Raw genomic sequence first — 25753 nt, forward strand, 5'->3', positions numbered from 1 at the left:
ATCTGAATCCCGATAGGTCTTTTTTCTGATATCTAGTGTCTAGAATCTACTATCTAGCTACCACCAAAGTGCATAAATTGCAGCTACGAAAGTAAATAGAAGGATTGACACCATATTAAACACTGAGCTGGTCTTGAATAACTCCATCCCAAAGGTAAAACCTTTACTGTGTGAATACCCTTCGATATATGTAATAGCAACCATCATTGCTGAAAGTATCAAGAAAACTACACCCATTTGGTCGATAAATGGCATCTCTGGGAACAATACACTGTCTACCAGAATTGAGAATGGAATAGAAGCTACAGCCACTGCCAATGCAGCATTTGCTGTCGATTTTTTCCAGAACAATCCGAAAATAAAGATTACCACAACACCTGGGCTTACATAACCAGAGTATTTTTGGATAAACTGGAATGCCTGATCAAGGTTTGCCAGCTGAGGGCCAACCAAAACAGCAATCAACAGTGCTACAGCACTTGTCAAACGACCTACTTTTACCAGATTACCTTCAGAAGAGTTTTTGTTGAAAAACGGCTTGTAGATATCTAGCGTAAAGATAGTAGAAATACTGTTGATCATTGAGCTAAGTGAAGAAACCACTGCTGCAATCAATGCTGCGAATGCCAGTCCTTTGATTCCTGTTGGCACAAATGTACTCAGAAGCCAAGGATAAGCCTCATCTGGCTTGGCAATATCTGCCTGCAATGCGAATGCTGCAATACCTGGAATTACCACGATCAAAGGCAGAACCACTTTCAAGAAACCTGCAAACAGGATACCTCTCTGTCCTTCTTCAATGTTTTTAGCTGCCAAAGCACGCTGGATAATGTATTGGTTACATCCCCAGTAACTCAAGTTAGCGATCCACATACCCCCTACCAGTACAGAAATACCTGGTAAATAAGAATATGCCTCCTGATTAGAATCAAAAATCAAATCAAACTTTTCAGGAGCTTTTTCCAATAAAGCAGAAGCACCTGCAAAGAAACCAGTATCACCACCCACTGCATTTACAGCCAAGTAAGTTGTAATCAGACCTCCACCAATTAGGAAGATCACCTGAATCACATCTGTCCATGCAACAGCCTTCAGACCGCCATAGATCGAGTACAGCCCTGAAAACAATGCCAAACCGATGATACCATACATCAGATCAACCCCCATAATGGTCTGCAATGCTAATGCACCCAAGTAAAGGATTGAAGTCAGGTTGACAAATACAAACAGGAAGATCCAGAAAATCGCCATACTTGTTCTCACTCGGCTATCGTAACGATGCTCTAGGAACTGTGGCATTGTAAATATTTTTTCCCTGATAAAAATGGGTAAGAAGAATTTGGCAACCACAATAAGTGTTATTGCTGCCATCAGCTCATAGCTGGCAATACCAAAACCGATTGCATAACCAGAGCCTGACATACCAATAAACTGTTCAGCAGAAATATTGGATGCGATCAGTGACGAACCAATAGCCCACCAAGGTAATGACTTACTGGCCAGAAAATAATCTTCGGAGTTCTTTTCATGCCCTCCCTTGTCTCGAGATACCCACAAGCCAATCCCGATGATCAGCAGGCAGTACCCGATAAACACAATAAAATCAATCGTTGAGAAATCCATATCTTATAGCTAATAGTCGTAAAAAGTACATTTTTTTACCAATTATATACTATTGACGGGATATAAAACAGTATCTATCAACAATTTTGAGTGTCTAAACACGAAATATCGTTTCCGGTAACGTTATCGGAATCTTATGCTGACTTGGTTAGCAACAAAAAAGGAGTCCTACACTGGACTCCTTCTTATTTGTCATCAAGACAATTATTATTTCAATTTTTTGACGTTGAGATCTTCTGCAACCTTCTCCCCTAATACCTTTGTCAGATAGCCTAACATTTGCCTGTATTCGTTCTCTGCACTCCTAAATTCCTTCTCTCGCTCCCTACTCTCTTCTACCTGTTTACGTAAAAAAGCGATCTCTGAGCGCAACTGAGCAATCATTTCAGACTCATCTATCGATTTATCATCTGTATTTTGATCGCTAATACCGAACAGTTGCTTAGCGTATTCCAACTCTACAAAGTATCGCACCTGTTTACCACGGTACGGCTCTGCAATAATGCTGTCATTATGCTTATTTTCCTTGAATTTGGCAGCAATTGTCTTTCTTACCGTAACTTCCGCCTTGCCAGCTAGTTCTGACAGTTCGCTTATCTTGAGATACCTTTTATTGCTCATTTATCAGTTAAATATCGATTAATTAGCGATATTTTTATCGTTATTTTATTGCTAATTTTATCGCTAATCTATAAAATTGCAGTAAATCATCCTAATCGCTCACTGAGCGCAAACTTATTGCACCCATTAGGATGATTAAGAGCTATTACTTTTGAAACCACTTTTTAGGGAAATCAACAGCTTCTCCTAAAAGAATTTAATTAAAAAAACACTTCCCCTTCCGCGACCAAACTTCAGGGGAAGCGCTTAAATCAAAATTTATCATTGATCTTATGTCAAAATTACAAAATCCTCTCGAAAAAATCCTCGAAAGAACCAAATACGAGGATCACCTGCATAGAGCACAAGATCGTTTTGCATGGAAGCCATTTGCTATCAGGTTTGCATCACTCAGAAAAATTGCATCATTGAGTAAGTATCTACTACCATTACTCTCCATTGCGACGGCAACTACTTTTCTTTGGACACTACTTGCTACTTCCCTTCCAATATGGCTGGCAATACCTTTGGCACTTCTAATGCTCACAGGTTGGGAAACAGCGAAAGCCCAATTGGTACGTATCAGTTCAGAAATGTACTATGGAGGCAGACAAGCTGGTATTGCTTTACTTGTAGTTACATTGTTTTTTTCAGTTGGAAGTGTAGTGATGAGTATGGAAGGAGCCAAACAGCTTTACAATCTAAGTAACTCATCATTCCAAGAGCTTCAAAAAAGTCACCTGAAAAGTGTCGATTCTCTTCAAAGTTACTATACTTCAGAAATCCAATCTCTAAAAGAGGAGAAAAAGCAATTCTACCAAAACAATACAGTTTATTTAGGAAAAGGAAAATATGCGCTAAACCATAAAGTCGCAAAAGCATATGCTGACTATGACAATAGGATTTCCTATCTCCAAAAATTGATGCATACCAAGCAAGGGCAATTACAGGATCAATTTAAAGAGCAAAAGTATTTACTCTCTCAAGGTCATCAGTTTAATAGTTTGATATTTGCGGCTGTCGCATGTCTGGTTGATTTACTTATTTTACTGACAGGTTGGTTTATTATTTATTTTGACTTTCAGGTGTTGCACGAGCAGCAACTTATTTATAAGTATCAGGCAGTCTCTCCAAACGATCAGCTAAAGCAATACGCCACGCTCCCATCCACTGTCTCTGACTGGCAATTGGAAACCACTACTTCAGCGAATACTTCATCCGTTAGCCACAAAGAAGAAAGTAATGCTAGTATTGGATTTAAATTTAATGGTAAAGATGAACCACAAAAAGAAGACAAAGCCGCTTCCCCAAAAATTAAAGTTTCTCCAAGAACAGACTTGGATGGCCTAATTGGAGCTGTCAGGTCTGGCATTAGAGATTATCGATACTTAATGAAAATTTTTCATGCCAATGTAAAAACTGTTACAGAAGTCATTAACACATATGGACAGTAATCGTAAATCCACGCTCTTATTACTTTTTCATCAACAACCATGGTATCAGAATGACACCATGGTTTCTTTTTTGTGATAATGGTATCAATTTGATACCATGACTTCATATCACTCAATATAAGACGGTAAACCAATTGTAGAAAGTGACAGACCTTTATACTTATTCGAGCAATTTCGATTTTATAGCTTGGTATCATTTTGATACCATACAATGAAACCTTGATTCAAAAAACTACTAACGCATGGTATCAATTTGAAACCATGACCTATCAACATCTTAATAGATATACAATTGATTTAGCTACTAGTATTAAGACCCTCAAAAAATTATTGATAAGATAAATCGTAGAATTATTTTTTAACCAACTACTTCAGGTCTCCTACCCTATTCAGAATACCTCCCACTTTTCTCTTGATCAAATTTTCAATACTGAATAATTGGTTCATTCTTCAATCAAAAATTGATTTAGCATCTGTTATTAGAATAGGCATGTAAAAAGAGTTATCCAAAATGATATTATATGTAAAAGAATATCATGGTATCAATTTGAAACCATGACTTCATATCACTCAATATAAGACGGTAAACCAATTGTAGAAAGTGACAGACCTTTATACTTATTCGAGCAATTTCGATCTTATAGCTTGGTATCATTTTGATACCATACAATGAAACCTTGTTTCAAAAAAAATACTAACCTATGGTATCATTTTGACACCATGACCTATCAACAACAGAATAGAAATACAATTGATTTAGCTACTTGTATTAAGGCTCTCAAAAAATTATTGATAAGATTGGCTGTAGAATTATTTTAGAGCGAACTATTACAAGTATAAAAACTACATCGAGTATTCAATCCAGATATTTCCCATTTTTCTCTTGATCAAATTTTCAATGTTTAAAATTTGGTTAATTCTTCAATCAAAAATCTATTTAGCTTCTGTTATTGGGATAGTCATGCAAATAGATTCAATCCTAAATTACATTTAATAACACCATGGTATCAAAATGAAACCATGGGAATCATTACCTCATATTGTCTTCTCTTGACAAAGAATAGAAAATATCAGTAGAAATTATAGATGTAAAATAGAGTATTGAAACTTGGTGTCATTTTGATACCAAGACTTCTTAATTGTAGCTTTTCATTATGCTATCTTAAGAATAGTATATATTCTATTGGCAATTGAAATTGCATTAGGATAAAACTGGATATCATCAGTCACTACATTACTGAATTGGTAATAGCATTAAGATATTTATCTGAAGGTTAGATGAAAATTAAACTTGATGAAAGGAATTCATAATATGTTTATGATATAGCCCATGAAGAATAATTTAGAAATAACTTCATTAAAGACTTTAATACAAATATGCTAGTTTAGGTATGGTATCAAATTGATACCATGATCAACTTATACATAACATTTATTTATTTTGGATAAAAAAGCCTAAAGAGAATTAGCAAAGAAGGAAGTATTTAAAACTAGATTTTTCTCAATAAACTAAAATTAGCTACATGTTATATTTTGGATTAGTTACCCTCTTTATAGGTACCATTGGATTATTGTCTACAATTAGTCACTGCTTTCTATAGCAGAAGGTCAGAATACTGGACTTATACCAGAAATAGCTTTGCTATTACAATCACGATTACATTAATACTTACCCTAATCCAGGAAAATATTTTATATCCACCTAATCCAAAAATTGACCAACTGATATTGTCAGCATATAGAGAAGCTCCATTTGGAGGATACTGGTTAGGTCTTTATACTGACTTAACTTGGGAATTAGGTAATACATCTAGAGAAATTTCTGCAAAAGGTATCTATGCAGTAAATAATGATACCTTGGAATTGACAACAGTAAAAGGGAGTTATTTTAATGGAGATACAATTAACACCTTTATTTTTGAAGGTAAACATCTTATCGAAGTAAAGAATACTGGAATAAAAGGGCTAGAAATCGAGTTAAATAAGCTACGTAAAAAATGAGCTTATATCTCAAATAGCCAAAACCTCGCTTTTATTTAGCTAGTAAAACTTCTAAACAATAGTATATAATATCACTAAGTACTTAACTACATTTTTCTATTACAGTAGTATTTAAGTGAACTATGGATTATATCTCCCTTTCAGGGCTAAAAAAATGTCCTCTCCTTTACAATGGGATAAATCCCATCGCTGATATATTTTGTCCCTTCAGTACATATACCCTGAAGGGGCTTTATACAATAGAAATGGGATTCATCTCATTGACATGATATATGCAATATCCTGCCCTAAAAAGACGAAATAAGAGCTATTTTAATCCATAACTCACGTTATTTACTAAGTCATAGGTAAGTTTAAAACTTCTCTAAAACAAGCTTCAATTACCCAAAAATAGCCTTCCCAATATAAAAAATAAGGTTTAGTAATATTTTAGTACGAAATATGATTTTTTGTCTATGATTCTTGACAATTGTGCCTCATTTTATCTTATATTGCATACAACAAAAGTTATTTTGTCGATTTTTTCAGACATAAACAAAACTAGTGATGACAAACACTGATGTTATTAATTTTTTAAAGCGCAATCCGTCTTTATCTATTTCCGGATTGGAAAAAGAGGCTGAAATTCCTGCCTCTACCTTATCAAAAGTTATGTCTGGCTCTAGGGTACTCAATGACGAGCATCTTGGAAGACTGGAACCAATTCTTAAACGATATGGCTATCACGAAACTATGGGAGCAAAAGTAATCAGCATTGTAAACAACAAAGGTGGCGTTGCCAAAACCACTACCTGTTCAAACCTTGGAAGGGCATTACACCTAGAAGGATATAAAGTTTTGATGTGTGACCTAGACCAACAGGGTAACCTGTCTCAAACTTATGGTATAGATGCTCCTGAAGATGAACTTTACCAAAGTCTTTCTTTTGCCATCAATGCGCCTCTCCATAACTGTATTATGGAAATATTTGAAGGATTGGATATTTGTCCCTCTTCAATCGCATTGGGACAGGCTGCTCTTGACCTTCAGAATAACCAACTGACAGGTTATAAACGAATGGCTAAAGTATTGGAGCAAGTTAAGAATGAGTATGACTTCATCTTGATTGACTGTCCACCTTCACTAGACATCCTGACAGGTACTGCGCTCGTTGCGTCTGATTCAGTTATTCTTCCTGTACAACCAGAAGAGCATGCCGTAAAAGGTTTACGCAATGTATTTAACCTGATTGAGCAAATGAAAGACCTTAACAGCCGTATTCAGGTTGACGGGATTCTTTACACATTGGTAAATCCAAATACCACTTTGCATAAGAGCTATATGGAAGCTATTAAGGAAGGTATGCCGCATGTAAGGTCATTTGAGGCAATGATCAGAAGGAGCATTTCCATCCCTGAAGCAACAGCTACCCATCAGAGTATCTTTGATTATGACAAAAACTCTAATGGCTCAAAGGATTATAAAGCCTTCGCTCAGGAATTGCTTGGTAAAGTAAAAAAGAAGAAAGACAAGAAAGAAAAAGTAGCAAATGGCTAAGAAAAAATTCAATACATCAAACCTTGTATCAGAAGTAGGATCAGCGGCATCCAATATCACAGGAAAGTTTTCTCCTTCACCAAGTGTACCAACAGGTGACAGAATTGAGAAAGCCGTAAGGGACAATATCAAAATATTGCCCGAATTGGAGTTCTTTATCCGTAAACTGGGAGAATCTGAGTACAACCTGCTAAAAGAAGATATCAGTAAAAACGGCTGTAAGGAATCCATTAAACTATGGAGACGTGAGGATGACTTTGTGATTGTAGATGGTCATCACCGCTATCAGATCTGCCAGGAGCTTGGTATTGATTTCAAGACAGAGTCATTGGATTTTGCATCAATCGAGGATGTGAAAATCTTTATGGCAAAGTTACAGTTAGGCAGAAGAAACCTAACTCCCCAAGAATCAAGCTACCTGAGAGGTATGCAATACGGTTTGTCTCGTAAAACAGCTGGAGGTATTCAAGAAGATAGTGGACAGGGTAGAACCCGAACATTACTGGCTCAGGAGTATGGAGTGAGTGAAGCCACTATTATGAGAGATTACAAACTTTATAGAGGGTTGGAAAAAGTAGGGGAAGCAATCAAGCAAGACTACTTGAGCGGTGATTCCTTCCTTAGAAAAATGCATATCGAATACATTGCAGTTGAGGAACTGTTGGATGTACAAAGGTTTATTTATTTCATCGAAAGGGGTGGAAGTCTTGAGGAGTATAAAGCCCAATCGCAACACGGAACTCAACAAATTCAAACTGCACCTAACGGGTCAAAAAGCAAACCTAGCTATTTTGAGGCTTTTGCGAGTAAATTTGATAAGGAGTTAAAGGTCGCTGATACTGAAAGAAAGCAAGAAATGAAGCATATGCTACAGAGAATGCTCGAAAAGATTGGCTAATAGAACCCAAAAAGATGAATATAGGCTTAGAAAAACACTCAAAAGGATGAACTTCATGTATCTTTTTCATCCTTTTGAGTGCAATAAGCCTTTTTTTATATCCTATTGGGGTGTTCAAATAGTACCAAACAGTCTCAACTAATAAGAAATTTCGACTTAATTGGTGTAAATATATCTTTTAAGGTATAATTCTAAGATCACTTTAACCTTTAAATACACCAAAAAGGATGTTATTACACCGAGTTAGATGAATCTGGATAGTATAATTGTTCATCAATTTGATTTAGGGGCTTTAATTTTTAGAAAAAGAAAAATATTGAAAAAAGAATTCATCCCAATCGGAACAGTTTATACCTATAATTATAGAGTTTGTAATTACTTTATAGTATTTATTATTTATGTAAGCCATTTCATCATGATTTACAGGTAGTTAAGGGGCTTAAATGTACCGAAATAGATGAATCACAGCACCCTGTTAGATGAATATCTACACCCATTCAGATGATGGTATTACACTTAAAAGGATGAATATCTACACCCATTCAGATGAAAAAATGCACCAAAAAAGTCGAATATTATTTTAATGTTCCAAAAAAGATGAACTTATTGCACTCAAAAGGATGAATAATTACGGCTCAGGTATCACTAGATGAGAATTGATAAAAAAATACCAGCTTAAATAAATAACCTATTTTCATCCTTTTCGGTGGTTTTTACTATTAACCAAACTTTTTACTATCCTTTTGGGAGCTTTTCAAGAGCTGAAAGCTTCAGGAACCAAAGACATCCATGAAATTCATCAAAAGAAAAAAGCTAATCAGGAAATCGAATAAACTGATTAACGCCAAAGAGAATACACCACTAACAGCCCTTGAAAGAAAGCTCATGCTATATTCAATTGCTGAAGTAGACAGTGACGGTAAAGTAATATTTCGGATTCAGGATTTATATGGTACAAGTAAGCTCAACACGAGCCATTACCGTAACGTCAGAAAAGCTGTAGAAAACCTCCTCAATGTAAAGGTGATTGTAGAGGAAGGAGATGTCTCGGATGAGGATTGGAGCATTAAGGGGATGAACGTGTTTGATGTGATAGAGGCAAGTAGGGCAGGAGGCAGGATTGCGGCAAAATTTACTCAGTCAATGATGCCTCACATCATAAACCTGAAAAGAAACTATACCACTTACCTTTATGATTCCGTTTCCTTGTTTCGTTCAGATTTTAGTATCAGGATTTATGAGTTGTTGATGCAAGGAATCGATAGGTATGGTAAGAGGGAGTTTGATGTGGAGGACTTGAAGCATAAGCTTAGCCTTAATAACCTGAAAACATATCAGAACTTTAATCAACTACGGACTAAAGTATTGGATAAAGCCTGTAATGAGATAACAGAGAAATCTGACATCAATGTCTCTTGGGAAATATCCAAAAAGGTGGGCAAGAAAGTGACAGCCATTACTTTCTTTATGAAGAGAAAGGAGAAAGAAGGTGATGGAGAGCAGCTGAATGTACTCAAAGACAGTGGCAATGATAAGCAGCTTGATGCGCTAATGGCATTGGGTTTCTCAGAAGAGCAGGTTAGGCTTATTCTCAATATGAAGAAAAGCCCAAGTTCAGGACCAAGAGAGGAACCTATTGAAGAAGCTGAAGTAGTGGACGAAGCTGATACCCAGGCAGGAGGACAACAGTCTTTATTTGGTGAAACAAAGGCTGCCGATGGAGAGTTGGAAGCCAAGCAAAAACGCCTTGTCAGCAGGTTGAAGCAGTTAGGCTTGGAGAGCCCTCTTATCAAGAAGACCTTGGAAACGACGGGAGCTTCTAAAGAATCAGGAATTTGGAAGATTCTTTATGACCTTAATATTGCGATGAAGGACAATACTGTCAAAAACCCCAAAGCTTACCTTGAAAAGGTATTATTTCAGCAATATGGCATCAAATAAAAAGCATTATATTTCCATATATTATGAATGCTAAATAAAAAGGGGTTTTAAAAAATATTTATTATTAAATTGTGAACCTACAAGAGACTACCATATGATGGCTTTTCAATTGTGAAAGAAGCTAACAAAGCATTTCTCAAGAACATGGAAAAAGAGAGTACAGGAAAAGTATCGATAAAAAAGAGAATAAGGAAAAGCCAGATATTGAGCATCCTGAGAGATCGTGAAACCCTTTCACCTTCAGAAGTTGCGGGCTATACAGAGTTTACCTTACCAATGTCATCCAGCCTGATGAAAGAGCTGATGGCTGAGGATATGTTGCTACTGGTTGAAGACAGGGCTTCTACAAAGATAGGCCGTCCGCCAACCTCATATGCGCTAAACCCCGATGGAGGCTATTTTTTGGGTGTTAAAGTGGGTTTGAGAAAAACCCGACTGATTCTTTTGAATCTCAGGGAAGAGGAAGTCTATTTTCACGCTTCAGATACCGCAGGTTTAAATGATTCTGTCTCTTTTTTGGATCAGTTATGCGATAAGATCAATTACGCATTGGCTGAGTCAGGCATTGACAGGAAGAAGTTACTGGGCTTGGGCTTGGCTGTTCCTGGACTGGTAAACCGCCAAACAGGACATTCTATTACCTATTTTTCAGACCTTGAACTCAGTTTGAAAAAATATATGGAAATGAAGCTAGGGGTAAAGGTAGAGGTTACAAATGATGTGAATGCCGTTACACTAGGTGAGAAACACTTTGGTGCAGCCAAGGACCTTCAGAACGTAGCCTGTATCAACCTTGACTGGGGTATCGGTATGGGACTCATCATAGGAGGGGAGCTTTACGAAGGTAAGTCAGGTCTTGCTGGTGAGTTGGGACATATCAAGGTAGAAGAAAACGGAGATATTTGTACTTGCGGCAAGATAGGCTGTCTGGAAACGATTGCATCAGGTAAGGCAATGCTCAAACAGTTAAAACAGGCTGTAGAGAATGGTCAGGCGACCAATATTGTCAAGATGGTTGAAAACGGAGATATTGAGAATGCTAGGCTTAATTCGCTGATTCAGTCTGTACAGACAGGAGATCACCTGACCTTGCAACTTATGGAGGATGCTGGAGCCAAAATTGGTAAAAGTATAGGTATCCTGATCAATCTCTTGAACCTTGAGTGTATCATTCTGGGAGGAAAGCTGAGCCAAGCCGGAGACTCAATCCTGTACCCAGTGCGTTCAGCAGCAATCCGTAACTCATTGATTGAGTTGTATAACGACAGTAAAATCATCTGCTCTGACATCAGACGAAAAGCAGGTTGTTTGGGGGCTTCTACGCTTATATCCAGAAGTGTTTTCAATGCTGTGGAGGATGTAGCAGCTTATTATGTATAGTTCCTGAAAAGGATTTTATAAAGTATCACCAAGCAGGTTGGTATAAGGCTGAAAGCCATTGTACTAACCTGTTTTTTTATGCCCTTTGGTGAATTTATATAAAATATATTACCATTATCTTTTAAATAATTAATAAAAATTATTTAATTGTCAGTAATTAGTTTTTAAAATATATAAATAGGCGATCGGATGAAAGCTACTTTGTTAATACTGGCGGCAGGAATGGGCAGTCGTTATGGCAGCCTGAAGCAGATAGACCAATTTGGTCCTTCTGGAGAAACCATTATTGATTATTCAATATATGATGCAATCGAGGCGGGGTTTGATAAGCTCGTATTCGTGATCAGAAAAAATATAGAAGAAGAGTTTAAGGAAGTATTTGTAGACAAGTTTCAGGACAGGATAGAAATCGACTATGCTTTTCAGGAACTGGATATTGTACCCAAAGGGATAAATGTTCCAAAGGAGCGGGTAAAACCATGGGGTACCGGTCATGCGTTGATGGTGGCAAGGGAAAAGATCAATACACCATTTGCGGTTATCAATGCCGATGATTTTTATGGAAAAGAATCATTTAAGGTAATGGCTGATTTACTTCGAGAGCTTGACCCCAATAGTATAGACACTCAGTGTATGGTGGGCTTCAGGTTAGGGAATACGCTTTCAGAGAACGGGTATGTTTCAAGAGGAATCTGTCAGGTACATGAAAACAGTATGCTTGAAGCTGTAGTGGAGCATACCAAAGTAGGATATGGGGCTGATAAGACTTCTATTTTTTCAACTGAAAATGCTCCTGAGCCTATTCAATTGGCATCTGATGCCGTAGCGTCAATGAACCTTTTTGGCTTCACCCCAAGGATTTTTGAACATGTCGAAAGGTATTTCAGGCAGTTTATTGCTGAACGCTATACAGAACTGAAATCAGAGTTTTACCTACCTTCCATCGTGAACAATCTTATAGAGGAAAATCTTTCGCAGATCAAGGTCCTAGACACACCAGAGAAGTGGTTTGGAGTTACTTACCCAGAAGACAAGAAAATAGCACAGCACAAGCTCTCTGAGCTTGTAGGTCAAGGAATATACCCTAATAACCTGTGGGCGACTGTACCACAGTAAACGAAACCAAAGATACCGATGAAGACTGAAACACTGAGAAGTATAATAGGACACTTTGCTGTCAAGGGGACAATCACTTCCATTACGCCATTTGGCTCTGGACATATTAACGATACTTTTTTGGCTGAGACAGCTGAGGAGGGAGCGACAGACTACATTTTGCAGCGTGTAAACCACGCCATTTTTCCGAGAGTAGACAAGGTAATGGAAAATATGGAGCGTGTGATTGATCACCTGAAGGCAAAGTATACATCGATGGAAGGGTATGACCCTTCTCGTAACACAATGACGATCATTCCGACGCTTGAAGGAGCACTTTACCTGTTTGATGAGGAAACAGGCTATTGGAGAGTATTGGAAAGGATTACACAGAGCCGCAGTTATGATCAGGTTACAGATGTTACGCAGGCCTATGAAGCAGGAAAAGCATTTGGAGAGTTCCAAAAATTACTCGCAGACCTTCCGGGGGAACCACTTTTTGAAACGTTGCCCAACTTTCACAATGTAGCTTGGAGACTGGAAAACTTTGAGAAAGCAGTTGCTGACAATAAAGCAGGAAGAGCAGCTTCTGTACAGGCTGAGATTGACTTTGTAAGGTCACGTGCTGAAGAGATGAAGACCATTTTGAGGTTGGGAGAAGAGGGTAAAATACCATCGAGAATTACCCATAATGATACCAAAATCAACAATGTATTGCTGGATGAGCAAGACAGGGCTCTTTGCGTAATTGATATGGATACAGTAATGCCTGGTTTTGTCCATTATGATTTTGGGGATGCCATCCGTACATCCACCAATACGGGAGCGGAAGATGATAAAGACTTGAGAAAGGTCTCCATGAATATCAACTATTTTGAAGCGTTTACAAAAGGCTTCTTGTCACAGACAGCTGATACCCTAAATGAGGTTGAAATTGAGCATTTGGCAGGCTCTGCCAAGCTGATTACCTATATCATGGGTGTACGTTTTCTGACTGACTATTTGGATGGAGACAACTATTACAAGATTGCTCATAAAGAGCACAATATTCAACGGACACAGGCTCAGTTCAAGCTAGTGGAAAGTATGGAGCAACAATATGAAGAAATGCAGGAAATAGTGAAGAAAGCAGCGTTGTGTGGAGAAGCTCCTTGCTGAGAAATGGGTCCGTATTACTACTACTAAATACCCAAATTTTTCACTATAACAATCTGTAAATGAAAACTAGAATTGAATCAAAAACTGGAATGCTACTTACCTGCTTTATCTTGCTACTACAACTTTTTACGGCGTGTTCTCCTGAAGCAGTTGTTTACCAGAAAGATACTACTCCAGAGGAAGATGCTGGGGATCGAGTTTCGGCAGCGAATACTGCATTGAGCCTTACGTATACCGTCTCTCCAGGTGGGAATAGCTGGGTAATCAACAGTATAGCAGACAACGGTGATGTAATCTATGATGACGGAGTGCATAACTGGACCAATTTGGATCATGTGATCAGGACTTACTTCAAGACGTCCAGTACTGGAGCACTTGATGTTGGGCTGAACATAAAAGCACCTACAGGGTCGTCCAAAATCGCTGTAACTGTCGGTGATGAAACCAAAGAAGTAGAAATTACCAATACGGTCTATCAGGTGGTTGACATCGGTACTTTCTCGATTGATACAGCAGGATACCAGTTTATTGAAATTCAAGGTGTAGAGAAGTCTTCTGCCTATATCGGAGATATTACAGGTGTACTGGTAGGAGGAGCTGCTACTACTGGAGGGATCACTTATGTTGAGGACGATTTCTATTGGGGTAGAAGAGGGCCTTCGGTACACTTGAGCTATGAAGTACCTGAGAATAAGGATATCAAATGGTTTTATAATGAGGTGACAATTCCTCAGGGAGAAGATATAGTAGGATCTTACTTTATGGCCAATGGATTTGGAGAAGGTTACTTCGGGATGCAGGTCAACTCTGAAACAGAAAGAAGAATTCTGTTTTCTGTATGGAGCCCTTACGATACCCAAAACCCAGATGATATTCCGGATGATTATAAGATAACCCTTTTGGGAAAAGGAGATGGAGTGACGACGGGTGAGTTTGGAAATGAAGGTTCTGGAGGACAAAGCTATATGGTATATAACTGGACTGCCGGTAATACTTACAAGTTCCTCCTAAAAGGAGAACCATCGGTGAATAATTCTACAGATTATACTGCTTATTTCTATGCTCCAGAGGTGGGGGACTGGCAACTGATTGCTAGCTTCAGAAGACCTTATACATCGACTTACCTGACAAGACCACATTCATTCCTTGAGAATTTCGTAACAGGTGCAGGTTACCTTACCAGAAAAGGCTTATATGGTAACCAGTGGGTGTTGGATACACAAAGTCAGTGGCATGAGATGACCAGAGCCAAGTTTACGGCTGATGCAACGGCTAGAAGTGGTGCCCGTCTCGATTATGCAGGAGGTGCCGATGGCAATACGTTTTTCATGCAGAACTGTGGCTTTTTCAGTGATAATACCACAATTGATAGCTACCATGACAGAACAGCCAATGGAATTGCTCCAACAATCGACTTTTCTCAGCTGGAAACGCCAACAATAGCAACAGCACCAACCTTGTTGGATAAAACAGGGTGGGAAGTGAGTGATTTCAGTTCTGAAGCGACTTCAGGTGAAGGAACTAATGGGTTTGCTTCACTAGTATTGGATGGAGATGGTGAGACTTATTGGCACTCTTGCTGGACAGGTTGTAACCAGACTTACGATTACCCACACTTTTTGACTATAGATACAAAACAAACGCAAAGTGCTGACGGTGTCGCATTTGTGCAGCGAAATGGCTCAAGAAAGGTGAAAGACATTCAGATAGAGGTCAGTACAGATAACCTGAATTGGACTAGTATGGGGACATTTGTGCTGCAAAATACAGCAGCGGAACAGTATATAGATTTCAGTCAGACGACATCCTTCAGGTATGTCAAGGTAACAATGTCATCAGCTTATGATGGACTTTCGTTTGCGGCCATGGCTGAGGTATCGCCATTTGTTAGGTAAATTTTTAACGCAACCAGCTACTTCCTGAACTGTAAAATCAGGCAGGAATCCCTATCAGTTTATAATAGAAGTGTTAGCCGGATGGTCAGGTGATTTTTCATCAGCCATCCGGCTTTTTTTACCTCATTTTTGAGAGTCGTTTTCTGTTTCTCTTTGTCTTATCTGACTTGACAGTGACCGGCTTATTACGGACCATCAGATTGTAATTCAAATGGCGAGACCGACTTCTGCTTACTTTGTCAGAGGTGACAGGTTTTCTAGCCTCTTTTAGAGGCACATCTTCTTTCAGCAGTGTTTTGGATTTACTTCGACTGACCTTGTCTGATGAAGTACTTTGTCCCATGCTATTTTGGGAAGACATCAGCCAAAGTAAAGCAATAATTGTTACGATACTTTTCATAGTGTTAGTTGACAGCAATTGCTGATTATATTATGTGTTTTAGATGGTTTTTATAGCAGTTTTCCTGATAGGGAAATGGTTGTATGGGTACAATCTCCAAATATTTTGGCACATAAAAAAACAGCCGCTTAAGCGAAAGCGGCTGTATATATATTCAAAGCTGGTTATTGGTCTTTTATACTTGGCTGAAGCCGAATACTGGCTTTCTTTTAAACCATTTTCCTCTCGTAAAATCAGGGAAGCTTTGTGGTTCTCCACCTTCCTGTATTGACATTTCCGAAAGTGGTGTTACCGCACTCCATGCAGCCGCATCATAGGCATCCAATGGAGGAGCTGCTTGCGTTCTGATAGCATGGACAAACTCATGCATCACAAAGAAGTCCATACCGCCGTGGCCTGCACCTGTTGCATGCTCACCATATTTTTGCCACAGTGGGTGGTCATATTTATTCAGCCACTCATCTGCATTATCCCAGTGGTGATCTTTGGTATGTCCCTGAATATGCATCAGGTTACCGCCCATATAGCCATCTTCATGTTGCCATAGCCCGTTGGTGCCTTGTACACGGAAGCCCAAAGAGTAAGGTCTTGGTAAGTTGGTATCGTGGGTAACGATGATGGTTTCCCCATTGGCTGTCGTGATGGTTGATGTAACAATATCCCCCAGTTTCCAGTCAAGGTGTGCATTAGGGTGATCTTTTCCACCCTTCTCGATAATGTAGTTATTCAGTCCTCTTGATTTGGTAGCAAAAGAAGAAATGGAAGTAAAACGGTTGCCACGGTTAATATCCATATAAAGTGCTACAGGTCCCAATCCGTGGGTAGGGTAGAGGTCACCGTTTTTATGCAGGGAATGGTGGGTTCTCCATTTTGCTTCTGAAGCTGCTTTTTCGCCAAACTCAACACCACCACCATAAATCTGCTCTCCGTTGTTGAACTTGACATGTCTTAGGTCATGCTGATAGCCACATCTTGCGTGCATCATCTCACCGAAAAGACCTTCTCTTACCATTTGAAGTACAGCCATTACATCTCTTCTGTAACATACGTTTTCCAGAATCATGCAATGTGAACCTGTTTCTTCATGGGTATTTACAAGGTCCCAGCACTCTTCCAATGTCATGGCAGCAGATACTTCAACCCCTGCATACTTGCCAGCTTTCATCGTGTCTACAGCCATTGGTGTATGCCATACCCAAGGAGTTGAGATAATTACGCCCTGAACGTCTTTGCGCTCCAGCATATTCTTGTAATCCTTCTCGTTTTTGCCATAAACCTCAGGAGCTTTTTTGCCGTATTTCTCAAATTTCTTGAGGGCATTATCAATGGCTTTAGGTGAAATATCACAGATGGCTGTAATCTCTACATCGTCACGCTGCAAGGCATTGTTGAGGTGGTTCATCCCTCTGGCGCCAACGCCAATAAAGGCTAGCTTAACGATTCCGTCTTTTTTGCCTGCAAATGCAAGTGAAGGGGCAAGGGCAAAACCCAATCCAGTGATACCTGCTTTTTTGATGAAGTCTCTTCTGCTGTTTTTATCCATAGTAGTTCAGTTTGGAAGGAATTCTTAATATTTCTGCTGTTTATTCGGTTTGCTTTAGAAAAGATTGATTTCTAAAGTTAACTCTGATAAAAGGGTCTATTTCAGATCAATAATCCCGAAATATACAGCCTTTTTACATGTTGTCACATGCGCTTAATCTCTGTAAATTTATTTCCCACTAATATATATAATTTTTATAATTAAATACATGTTTTTAAATTACAATTATTCTTAAATAGCTTTGAGAGGAACAATTACCTAGAAATAGCACCTATGGATAAAGTAAGGATAGGGATCATCGGAGTAGGCTACAGAGGGATGATTCATTTGCAGAACCTGTTGCAACGTGATGATGTAATTATTAGGGCAATCAGTGATCCTAACATTGATAACCTGGCAAAAGCCCTAAGTTTTATAGAGACCCGTGGAGAGAAGAAACCTAATTTGTATTCTGAGCTTAACGGATATAAGCACCTGTTAGATAAGGAAAAGTTGGATGGGGTTATAGTCTCTGTACCTTGGCATCTTTACTATCCAATCTGTAAATATGCGCTGGAAAAAGGCATTTATGTAGGTGTTGAAGCTGCTAGCGCTCAAACGATGGAAGAGTTGTACGATCTGCTTGAAACAGCTCAACGGTTTGGAGGAAAGTGTATGTTGCTGGAAAACGCTTGTTACCACCGTGATGTAATGGCAGTGATGAATATGATAAAGGATGGACTTTTCGGAGAACTAGTGCACTGTAGGGGAGGGTATGAGCATGATTTGCGTTCAATAAAGTTTTCTCCTGAAATGGAATTTGGAGCTGGTACACAATCGGAAGCAGCATGGAGAACAGAACATTCAGTCCGTCGTAATGGAGACCTGTATCCAACACATGGAGTAGGACCTATTGCTCAGTTACTTGATATCAATAGGGGGAATAGGTTTATATCCCTTTCTTCCTATTCCACTAAATCAGTAGGGCTGAATCGTTATGTAGCCAAGCATCAAGGTGGTCAGCATGAGAACGCAAAGCGGAAGTTCAGACTTGGTGATGTTGTGACAACAACCCTGACCACAGCCAAAGGGGAAACGGTAGTGCTTACGCATAACACCAATGTAGCCAGACCATACTCTTTAGGATTCAGAGTGCAGGGAACGGATGGAATTTGGATTCAGGAAAATGGCAATCACCTTTACCTAGAGCATTTTGGGGAAGACAATATATGGCATGCAGACAGTAAGCAGCTATTGGAGCAATTTGACCATAATTTATGGCAACGATTTGGGCTTGCAGCAGCCAAAACAGTCAGGCATGAGATGGACTATTTTGTGTTGAAGGAATTTGTGGAAGCTATTCAGGAGGAGCGGGAACCTAGGTTTGATATTTATGATATGGTGACTTGGCTGTCGATAACACCTCTTTCTGAGCGGTCAATCGAGCAAGATAATGCAAAAGTGGCTTTTCCTGATTTTACAGAAGGGAAATGGCAGGAACGAATTAGCTTTTATAAAGAACCAAGCCTGACTTATTAAAAAAACAAGGGGTGACTTTACTAAGTCACCCCTGTTTATTCTGGTCATTTCACAATTATGGATTCTGCTCCAAGTTACCTTGGATAAGTCTTTGTGATTCAGGAATATAATCTACTACTCTAGGGTGTGTGGCTGGTACTTCATACAGAGGTTCAGCACCAGTCAGGTGAGTACCAGGATAGTTTCGATCCAGTGTCAGCCCATTTCTGAATATATCAAACTTACGGTGGCCTTCCCAAGCTAGTTCGAGTCTTCTCTCTTCTAGTACTACATCCACTACACTTTTGCCTGTTGGTAAGTTACCTTCACTGTAGAGGCCTTCAGTTGGAATCCCTGCTCTTTCCCTGATCATATTGATATCAGCAAGTGCTTCAGTATCATTGCCTAGGTGTGCATTTGCCTCAGCTTTGTTGAGGTATACTTCTGCCAATCGTGAAATCACAGGTGACCATAGGTGTGCTTGTTCATCTTGTCCTGAGCATTTCAGGATATAGAATTTAGGATAACCATTTCGGTCTGTCATTGCTTCCTGAATAAATGCTGAATATGATTTGCCACCTTCTTCCAAAAAGTACTCAGTATTTCCATACTCATTAGTGCTTTTTGTCAGGTAAGTAGTTGTTCCAGCATTATCATAGAAGTAATTGTCAGTATCCTCGTCATAAGAGATCACCTTGTGAGCATAATTGGTGTTATCATCGACATATAGAGCCCACATTTCACCTGACCCGTTTTCTACAGGGTCTATGAAATTGTTACGCTGGTCTTCAGGGTATTGTCTTACCAGCCTCAGGAATGAAGATGATGCATACATTTCACCCCAACCAGACCCTTGGAAGTTTGCATACATTGAGCCAATGGTATACCATCCATTTGATTCATAATCAATGTCAGCTAAGTGTTTGATTGTGAATATTGTCTCATTGTTATTATCAGGATTGATTCTGGGATAAACTCCGATATCATTGGTAGATACGAGGCTATATTTTCCTGAGTCAATTACCTTATTGGCATGTTCAATTGCCTTGTCATATTCTCTCATATACAAGTAAACTCTTGAGAGTAGGGCATTTGCAGCTTCTTTTGAGGCATAGGCATTGGCTTTATCTTCAGTCATCAAAGAAGCAGCCTTGGTCAAGTCATCCACTATTTGGTTGTAGACCTCACCAACCGTTGCTCTCGGAGGGAAGTTAAGGTAATCGTTGTCAAGCTTCAAAGGTACAGAAAGGTTACTTTCTCCCTGATAGTATGGTCTGCCAAATACATTGGTCAGGTAGAAGTAGATCATAGCTCTTAGGTAATAGTTTTCACCCAAGTATTGGTCAAATTTGGGACTTTCTCCTTCGGTTACACCTGTAATGATCTTATTTGTACCACCAATAATCTGATAGGAAGCATTCCAAAAGTTGTTTGTTCGGTAGTTGGTTGGAATGTGCTGATAGTTATAAGAATAGAATAGGTTGTCAGTTGTAGTACCGCTAAGCGCTACATCATCACTACCATATTCAATTACCCTGTACCAGTTGTCAGTCCAACTTTTGAGTTTGGCATAATTACCGAAAGTTGCAACTTCCACACCATCAGGAGAGCCTTGAATGGTGTCGGCAGTCTGTGCTTCATAAGGTTCTTTATTAATATCGCAGCCTATGATAGAGACAGCTGCTGCACAAAGCATCGCGTATCTTAATATTTTTTTCATCTGTCTGTTTCTTTAGGGTTTAGAATGAGATATTAGCACCTATCATGACTTTTCTTGGTAGTGGGTATAAAGAACTACCATCGCCATAGATTGCAGCCTCTGGGTCAACGCCTGAGAATGGAGTGGAAGTAAATACATTGTCAATTGATAGGTAAACATTGGCACTGCTCATAAATGCTTTATTGACTAAAGTAGCCGGCAGGTTATAACCTAGTGTAATGTTTCTTAGCCTTAGGAAATCAGCTTCCTCAAGGTACCTTGAAGAGGTCTTGTGTGCGTTTTTATTACCACCGATATAAGCAGCAGGGTGCGTAGCCACATCTCCTGGCTTTTCCCAACGGCTCCAGCCATCAGCCAGTACCATTTGGTTGTAAGTACTATAAGCACCATCACTGTCAAAAGTTTCTCTTGCAGCATTGTAGGCCATTGCACCCACAGAGTAGTTGAAATTAAGAGAGGTATAGAAACCTTTATATGAGAAGTATGTTCCAAATCCACCATAGAAGTCTGGTGTACTTACTCCAACATCCTGTAATGTCGCTTGTGCATAGTTTTCTGTAGTGCTTACTTCACCCGTTTCCTCATCAACAACTTCCCAAAGTGGTGCACCGTTATCAGGATTTACACCTAACCATTTTCTCATATACCAAGTATCGATATTGCTACCTTCCTTGATGATTTTGTTACCGCCGAGTTGTTCGTCACCATTATACAGTGAAGTGATTTCATTGCGGTTACGAGTCCAGTTAGCATTCAAACTCCACTCTATATCTGCTCTTTTCAGGATGTCTACGGTTGTAGACAGCTCTATACCTTTGTTTCTTACTGCGCCAATGTTGTCATAGTACCCACTAAAGCCTGAAACAGCAGGAAGTGGTACATAGCTTAATAGCTCTGAAGTATTCTTATCATATACTTCGAAGTTTATATTCAAGATGTCGAATACATAGGCTTCCAAACCAAAGTTTGTTTCAAAAGTTCTTTCCCATGTCAGGTCATCATTACCCAATGAAGATGGAAATGCTGAAGGGGAGCCATTGTATTGATCACTAAGAGAGTAAAGCTCATACTGTGGGTATAGAGAACTTGGAGTGTTACCTATGCCACCATAGCTGGCTTTAAGTCTTAAGCTATTGATATGTTTTACATTGAAGAATTCTTCATTGTGGATATTCCATGCACCACTGATGGCATAGAAATTACCATACTTGTTGTTGTCTCCAAACCTTGAGGCACCGTCTCTTCTGAATGAGAACTGAAGTGAGTACCTGTTGTCATATGAATAGTTTGCATTGAACAGGTATGATTGAAAAGCGTAATCGTTGGCTGTACCACCAATACTTACAGGTTGGGAAGTGGTATTCAGTACAGTTGTACCAGGTACCATGCCTTTTCCTGTAGCACTCATATCACGGTATTTGTAATCGTTGTATTCATAAGCTACTAGAGCGTTGATAAAGTGATCTCCAATAGATTTTTTATAAGAAAGCATTTGGTTGGTAAAACGGGTAACACGATCTGACCTGCTGTTGTAAAGACGTCCTTGGTCACCTTGTCCTGAGATGGATCTAGGATCAGTATAGGAAGTATAGACAGAAGTATAGTAAGACAGGTTGTTGGTAGAGATAAACTTCAGTCCATCTGTCAGTTCCATTTCAAAATCAAAGTTACCGATCAGGTTCACGATTTCATTCTCACCGTAATTCCACTGTAGGTCATACAGGTAGTTGCTGTTGTCACGGCCATACCATTGTACTTCCTGTGCGTTGACAGGGTTACCTTCTTCGTCATAAGGATTGTCCCAAGGCATATTTCTGTACAAAGCATACAGGCTATGTTGTCTACTGTCTGTGTTGATGTATGAGGTCGCAATCTTTGGCTTAATAGTTAACCAGTCTGTAACATCATAATCAAGGTTAAATCTACCATTGAAACGGTCATACACATATCCTTTTACAGAGCCTTCTTCATTGTAATAGTTGGCAGTCAAATATGTGCGGACCTTCTCGCTACCACCATTAAAAGTAAGGGCATAGTCTTGTACTACACCTTGTTGTGTGCCTATATCAAACCAATCTGTATCAGTATTTTTCAGCTCTTCATTGTACCAGCTTGGAATTTTGTCTGGGTTTTGGAAGCTTTGGTAGTAGTCATACAGCTGGCTAGAGTTCATCAGCTCAAAATTGCCTCTGTTCAGTTGAGAAACACCATAGCGTGCAGTGAAATTGATCTGCTTGCCACCATTACCAGACTTTGTAGTAACTACAACTACTCCATTGGCAGCCCTAGAACCGTAAAGTGCAGCAGAAGCGGCATCTTTTAGTACAGAGATACTCTCGATTTCTTGTGGTGCTATATAAGGTGTACCGTGCATAATTACACCGTCAACTACCCAAAGTGGATCTTGTCCTGAGTTAATTGAAGAGCGACCACGAATCCTGATAACCGGAGAGGCTCCCGGACTACCCGAGCTTTGAGAAATATTTACACCAGCAATCTTACCCTGAAGCATATTAGCAACTGTAGGAGTTGTTACGTCTGTCAGCTTTTCAGATGTTACTTGTGCTACTGATCCTGTTATGTTTTCTCTTTTTTGCTCGCCGTAACCAACCACGACTACTTCATCTAGTGCTTCTGTATCCTGCTCTAGTGAAATATTAAAGCTGGTTTGTTCGCCTACAGTTATTTTCTTTTGCACATAACCAATAGAGCTAATCGTAATCAGGTCACCTTTTGCCGCATTGAGAGCAAATTTACCTTCAAAGTTTGTGACCGTTCCTTGCCCTGTTTTTTCAATTAAAATGTTTACACCTGGGATAGGTTCGTTTGTTGTAGCGTCTGAGATTTGCCCCCTGATGATTTGTTTATCCTGAGCAAATGCAGGAAAACAAAGCAAAGCCGTCAATAGGAGCAGAGACATGCTTTTTTTTAGTAGTAACATATTTGTTATCAGTTAATGGTAATTACTAATAAATAAATGTGATTAAATAAGCATTTATAAATAATAAAAATTATAAAATAAGAAAAGCCATATCTAGCTCTGAATAATTTTGATCACCATTGCATATTAGGAATTATGTTAGTTAAGGAAACAGTAGTAGCATATATGATGATGCTTTAAATATATAAATAATATTATTATTAAATAATTATTAAATAATAAAAATGAATAAATACCTCAAAGCACTTCTGATCGCTCTAAAAAGTGCATAGCGTGGAACCTATGGAACAAAGTAACCGACCTCCGGTTTCAGAATAATTTTTTAATATGGCTTTATGGTAGATCAGGTTTCTCTTTTCAATCGCTTGGCTTACGCCAAAAAAATAGAACTGCTGCACAAGCAGGGAACGTTACTGGCGACATTGCCTTGGGTATGCCGCAGCTATGAGCTATATATGCTTAACAACATGTATGTGGAAGTTGTGAACTCAAACGGGAGAGTGGCTGATATTCGGATAGTGGAAGATACGAGTCGGTTGGAAGACTATGTACCTGCCGGTTGGCAAGGATAATCACAACCTAAAGCATTGGTGGCCCATCCTGTAAGGATGGGCTTTTTTATTGTAAAAGGGATAGTTTCTAACAGAATAAGGAAAAAATAGCGCTTTTTAGTTTGTTAATCTTCCTAACTATCCTTAATGATATTGATTATTTGTTATTATGATTCAATATTGCTATTGTCTGATTTGCAATCTGTTATGACAGGTTATTGTAATCCTGTAGCTTCAATTTACCCAACACTTGAAAGATTTTTTACTTTTAACTGATAAAACTACCAGCTATGCTACGGCCCTACCTTATTAGAGCAGTTGCTCTATTCATTTCAATCTTATCCGTTGCTGCCTGTGAAGATGATACTGCCGATACAACCCCTGATGAAGTTGTAAAGGAAGATTCATTGAAAAATGATACGACAGTTGTGGACACAGTTATCGTGGATACCACTGTGATAGATACTACTGATATAGATACTGTAATCGTAGACACCACTGTGGTGGATACGGTTATTGTGGATACAGTAGTTACTGACACAGTTACTAATGAAGACACCACAGTCGTGGTGAACCCATACCCTGGAAATACCAATAAATGGACCACCATTCAGGCTGCTGACGGCTCTCAACCTGTCGAAAGACACGAAGCAGCTTTTATTGAAGTCAAAAACAAGTTTTATCTCCTTGGAGGAAGAGGGATTCGTCCTGTCAGTATTTTTGACCCTGCGACACAGAAATGGTCGGAAGGAGCCAAACCGCCTAAGGAATTGCACCATTTCCAACCAATTGTCTGGGATGATAAGGTGTATATTCTGGGAGCATTTACGGGAGGATTTCCAAGGGAGACTCCTACAGCAAACATTTATATTTATGACCCTGCTGTGGATACATGGAGTGTTGGTGCTGAGGTTCCTGCCAATAGGAGGAGAGGTAGTGCAGGGGTAGTGGTTTATGACAACAAGTTTTATGTAGCTTGTGGTGTAGTGAATGGTCATACGGATGGACATCAAAAATGGTTTGATGTTTATGATCCGGCGACGAACTCATGGTCAGTATTGCCGGATGCACCTCGAGAAAGGGATCATTTCCAAGCGGTTGTCGCAGACCATAAGCTTTACCTTGCAGCAGGACGGTTATCAAAGGTTGATAACAATGTATTTGCAAATACAATTGGGGAAGTGGATGTGTATGATTTTAAGTCAGGCCAATGGACGACGCTAGCAGACCCGATCCCTACCCAGCGAGCAGGAACAGCGGCTACACTATATAAAGGTGAAGTTATTATTGCCGGAGGAGAGTCTGATAAGCAAAATCCTGCACATAGTGAAGTGGAAGCATTAAATCCGGATTCGCATCAATGGCATGCTATGCCACCACTTGTGGAAGGTAGGCATGGATCAGGTCTTATTGTATGGAAAGGGATGATATTTATAGCTTCTGGCTGTGGTATTCGAGGAGGAAAACCTGAGTTGAAAACGATGGAGTATTACTCTGAATAGATAGGTTTCTTTACTGAA

General features: G+C 39.2%; 18 protein-coding genes. 12 read left to right on the forward strand and 6 right to left on the reverse strand.

What is annotated here, in order from left to right; all coding sequences use genetic code 11:
- Positions 1–57: 57 nt before the first annotated feature.
- Positions 58–1623, reverse strand: a complete 1566-nt coding sequence (locus V6R21_RS03265) for a sodium/sugar symporter (RefSeq protein WP_334240852.1) — start codon at positions 1621–1623, stop codon at positions 58–60.
- A gap of 207 nt (positions 1624–1830) precedes the next feature.
- A complete protein-coding gene (locus V6R21_RS03270) occupies positions 1831–2244 on the reverse strand; it encodes a hypothetical protein (protein WP_334240854.1) in 414 nt (137 codons plus the stop codon).
- A 272-nt stretch (positions 2245–2516) separates the two neighbouring features.
- Between V6R21_RS03270 and V6R21_RS03275 the strand changes: the two genes are divergently transcribed.
- From V6R21_RS03275 to V6R21_RS03315, 9 genes are all read left to right on the forward strand, one after another.
- Positions 2517–3677: a hypothetical protein gene (locus V6R21_RS03275; protein WP_334240856.1), complete on the forward strand. Its 1161-nt coding sequence runs from the start codon at positions 2517–2519 to the stop codon at positions 3675–3677.
- Between the two features lie 1728 nt (positions 3678–5405).
- On the forward strand, positions 5406–5678 hold the full coding sequence (locus V6R21_RS03280; RefSeq protein ID WP_334240858.1) for a hypothetical protein: 273 nt from the start codon (positions 5406–5408) through the stop codon (positions 5676–5678).
- Positions 5679–6224: 546 nt separating this feature from the next.
- Positions 6225–7214 carry a ParA family protein gene (locus V6R21_RS03285; protein ID WP_334240860.1) on the forward strand — a complete coding sequence of 330 codons (990 nt, stop codon included), beginning with the start codon at positions 6225–6227 and terminating at the stop codon, positions 7212–7214.
- Positions 7207–8112 carry a ParB/RepB/Spo0J family partition protein gene (locus V6R21_RS03290; protein ID WP_334240862.1) on the forward strand — a complete coding sequence of 302 codons (906 nt, stop codon included), beginning with the start codon at positions 7207–7209 and terminating at the stop codon, positions 8110–8112. The genes V6R21_RS03285 and V6R21_RS03290 overlap by 8 nt, the downstream gene beginning before the upstream one ends.
- A gap of 789 nt (positions 8113–8901) precedes the next feature.
- Positions 8902–10053: a replication initiation protein gene (locus tag V6R21_RS03295; RefSeq protein WP_334240864.1), complete on the forward strand. Its 1152-nt coding sequence runs from the start codon at positions 8902–8904 to the stop codon at positions 10051–10053.
- A gap of 144 nt (positions 10054–10197) precedes the next feature.
- Positions 10198–11433: an ROK family protein gene (locus V6R21_RS03300; RefSeq protein WP_334240866.1), complete on the forward strand. Its 1236-nt coding sequence runs from the start codon at positions 10198–10200 to the stop codon at positions 11431–11433.
- Between the two features lie 189 nt (positions 11434–11622).
- Entirely contained in the window at positions 11623–12549 is a 927-nt protein-coding gene (locus V6R21_RS03305; RefSeq protein ID WP_334240868.1) for a nucleotidyltransferase family protein, read from the forward strand.
- An 18-nt stretch (positions 12550–12567) separates the two neighbouring features.
- Positions 12568–13686: a phosphotransferase enzyme family protein gene (locus V6R21_RS03310; protein ID WP_334240870.1), complete on the forward strand. Its 1119-nt coding sequence runs from the start codon at positions 12568–12570 to the stop codon at positions 13684–13686.
- A 59-nt stretch (positions 13687–13745) separates the two neighbouring features.
- Positions 13746–15581 carry a DUF3472 domain-containing protein gene (locus tag V6R21_RS03315; RefSeq protein WP_334240872.1) on the forward strand — a complete coding sequence of 612 codons (1836 nt, stop codon included), beginning with the start codon at positions 13746–13748 and terminating at the stop codon, positions 15579–15581.
- A gap of 118 nt (positions 15582–15699) precedes the next feature.
- On the opposite strand, the gene V6R21_RS03320 is transcribed toward V6R21_RS03315, so the two are convergent.
- Together V6R21_RS03320 and V6R21_RS03325 are read right to left on the reverse strand one after the other, a co-directional pair.
- Positions 15700–15981 carry a hypothetical protein gene (locus V6R21_RS03320; protein WP_334240875.1) on the reverse strand — a complete coding sequence of 94 codons (282 nt, stop codon included), beginning with the start codon at positions 15979–15981 and terminating at the stop codon, positions 15700–15702.
- Between the two features lie 175 nt (positions 15982–16156).
- Positions 16157–17524 (reverse strand): Gfo/Idh/MocA family protein, encoded by a 1368-nt coding sequence (locus V6R21_RS03325; protein ID WP_334240878.1) that lies wholly within the window; start codon positions 17522–17524, stop codon positions 16157–16159.
- Positions 17525–17797: 273 nt separating this feature from the next.
- On the opposite strand from V6R21_RS03325, the gene V6R21_RS03330 reads away from it, so the two are divergent.
- Positions 17798–19042 (forward strand): Gfo/Idh/MocA family protein, encoded by a 1245-nt coding sequence (locus V6R21_RS03330; RefSeq protein ID WP_334240880.1) that lies wholly within the window; start codon positions 17798–17800, stop codon positions 19040–19042.
- 55 nt (positions 19043–19097) lie between these two features.
- Here V6R21_RS03330 and V6R21_RS03335 read toward each other — a convergent pair whose 3' ends face one another.
- Both V6R21_RS03335 and V6R21_RS03340 read right to left on the reverse strand, forming a co-directional pair.
- Positions 19098–20741 carry a RagB/SusD family nutrient uptake outer membrane protein gene (locus V6R21_RS03335; RefSeq protein ID WP_334240883.1) on the reverse strand — a complete coding sequence of 548 codons (1644 nt, stop codon included), beginning with the start codon at positions 20739–20741 and terminating at the stop codon, positions 19098–19100.
- A 19-nt stretch (positions 20742–20760) separates the two neighbouring features.
- A complete protein-coding gene (locus tag V6R21_RS03340) occupies positions 20761–23682 on the reverse strand; it encodes a SusC/RagA family TonB-linked outer membrane protein (protein ID WP_334240885.1) in 2922 nt (973 codons plus the stop codon).
- Between the two features lie 335 nt (positions 23683–24017).
- Between V6R21_RS03340 and V6R21_RS03345 the strand changes: the two genes are divergently transcribed.
- Both V6R21_RS03345 and V6R21_RS03350 read left to right on the forward strand, forming a co-directional pair.
- Entirely contained in the window at positions 24018–24254 is a 237-nt protein-coding gene (locus V6R21_RS03345; protein ID WP_334240887.1) for a hypothetical protein, read from the forward strand.
- A gap of 269 nt (positions 24255–24523) precedes the next feature.
- Entirely contained in the window at positions 24524–25735 is a 1212-nt protein-coding gene (locus V6R21_RS03350) for a Kelch repeat-containing protein (RefSeq protein ID WP_334240888.1), read from the forward strand.
- The last annotated feature ends 18 nt before the right edge of the window (positions 25736–25753 follow it).

This window comes from Limibacter armeniacum (genome assembly GCF_036880985.1).
In the GTDB taxonomy this organism is placed as follows: Bacteria; Bacteroidota; Bacteroidia; order Cytophagales; family Flammeovirgaceae; genus Limibacter; species Limibacter armeniacum.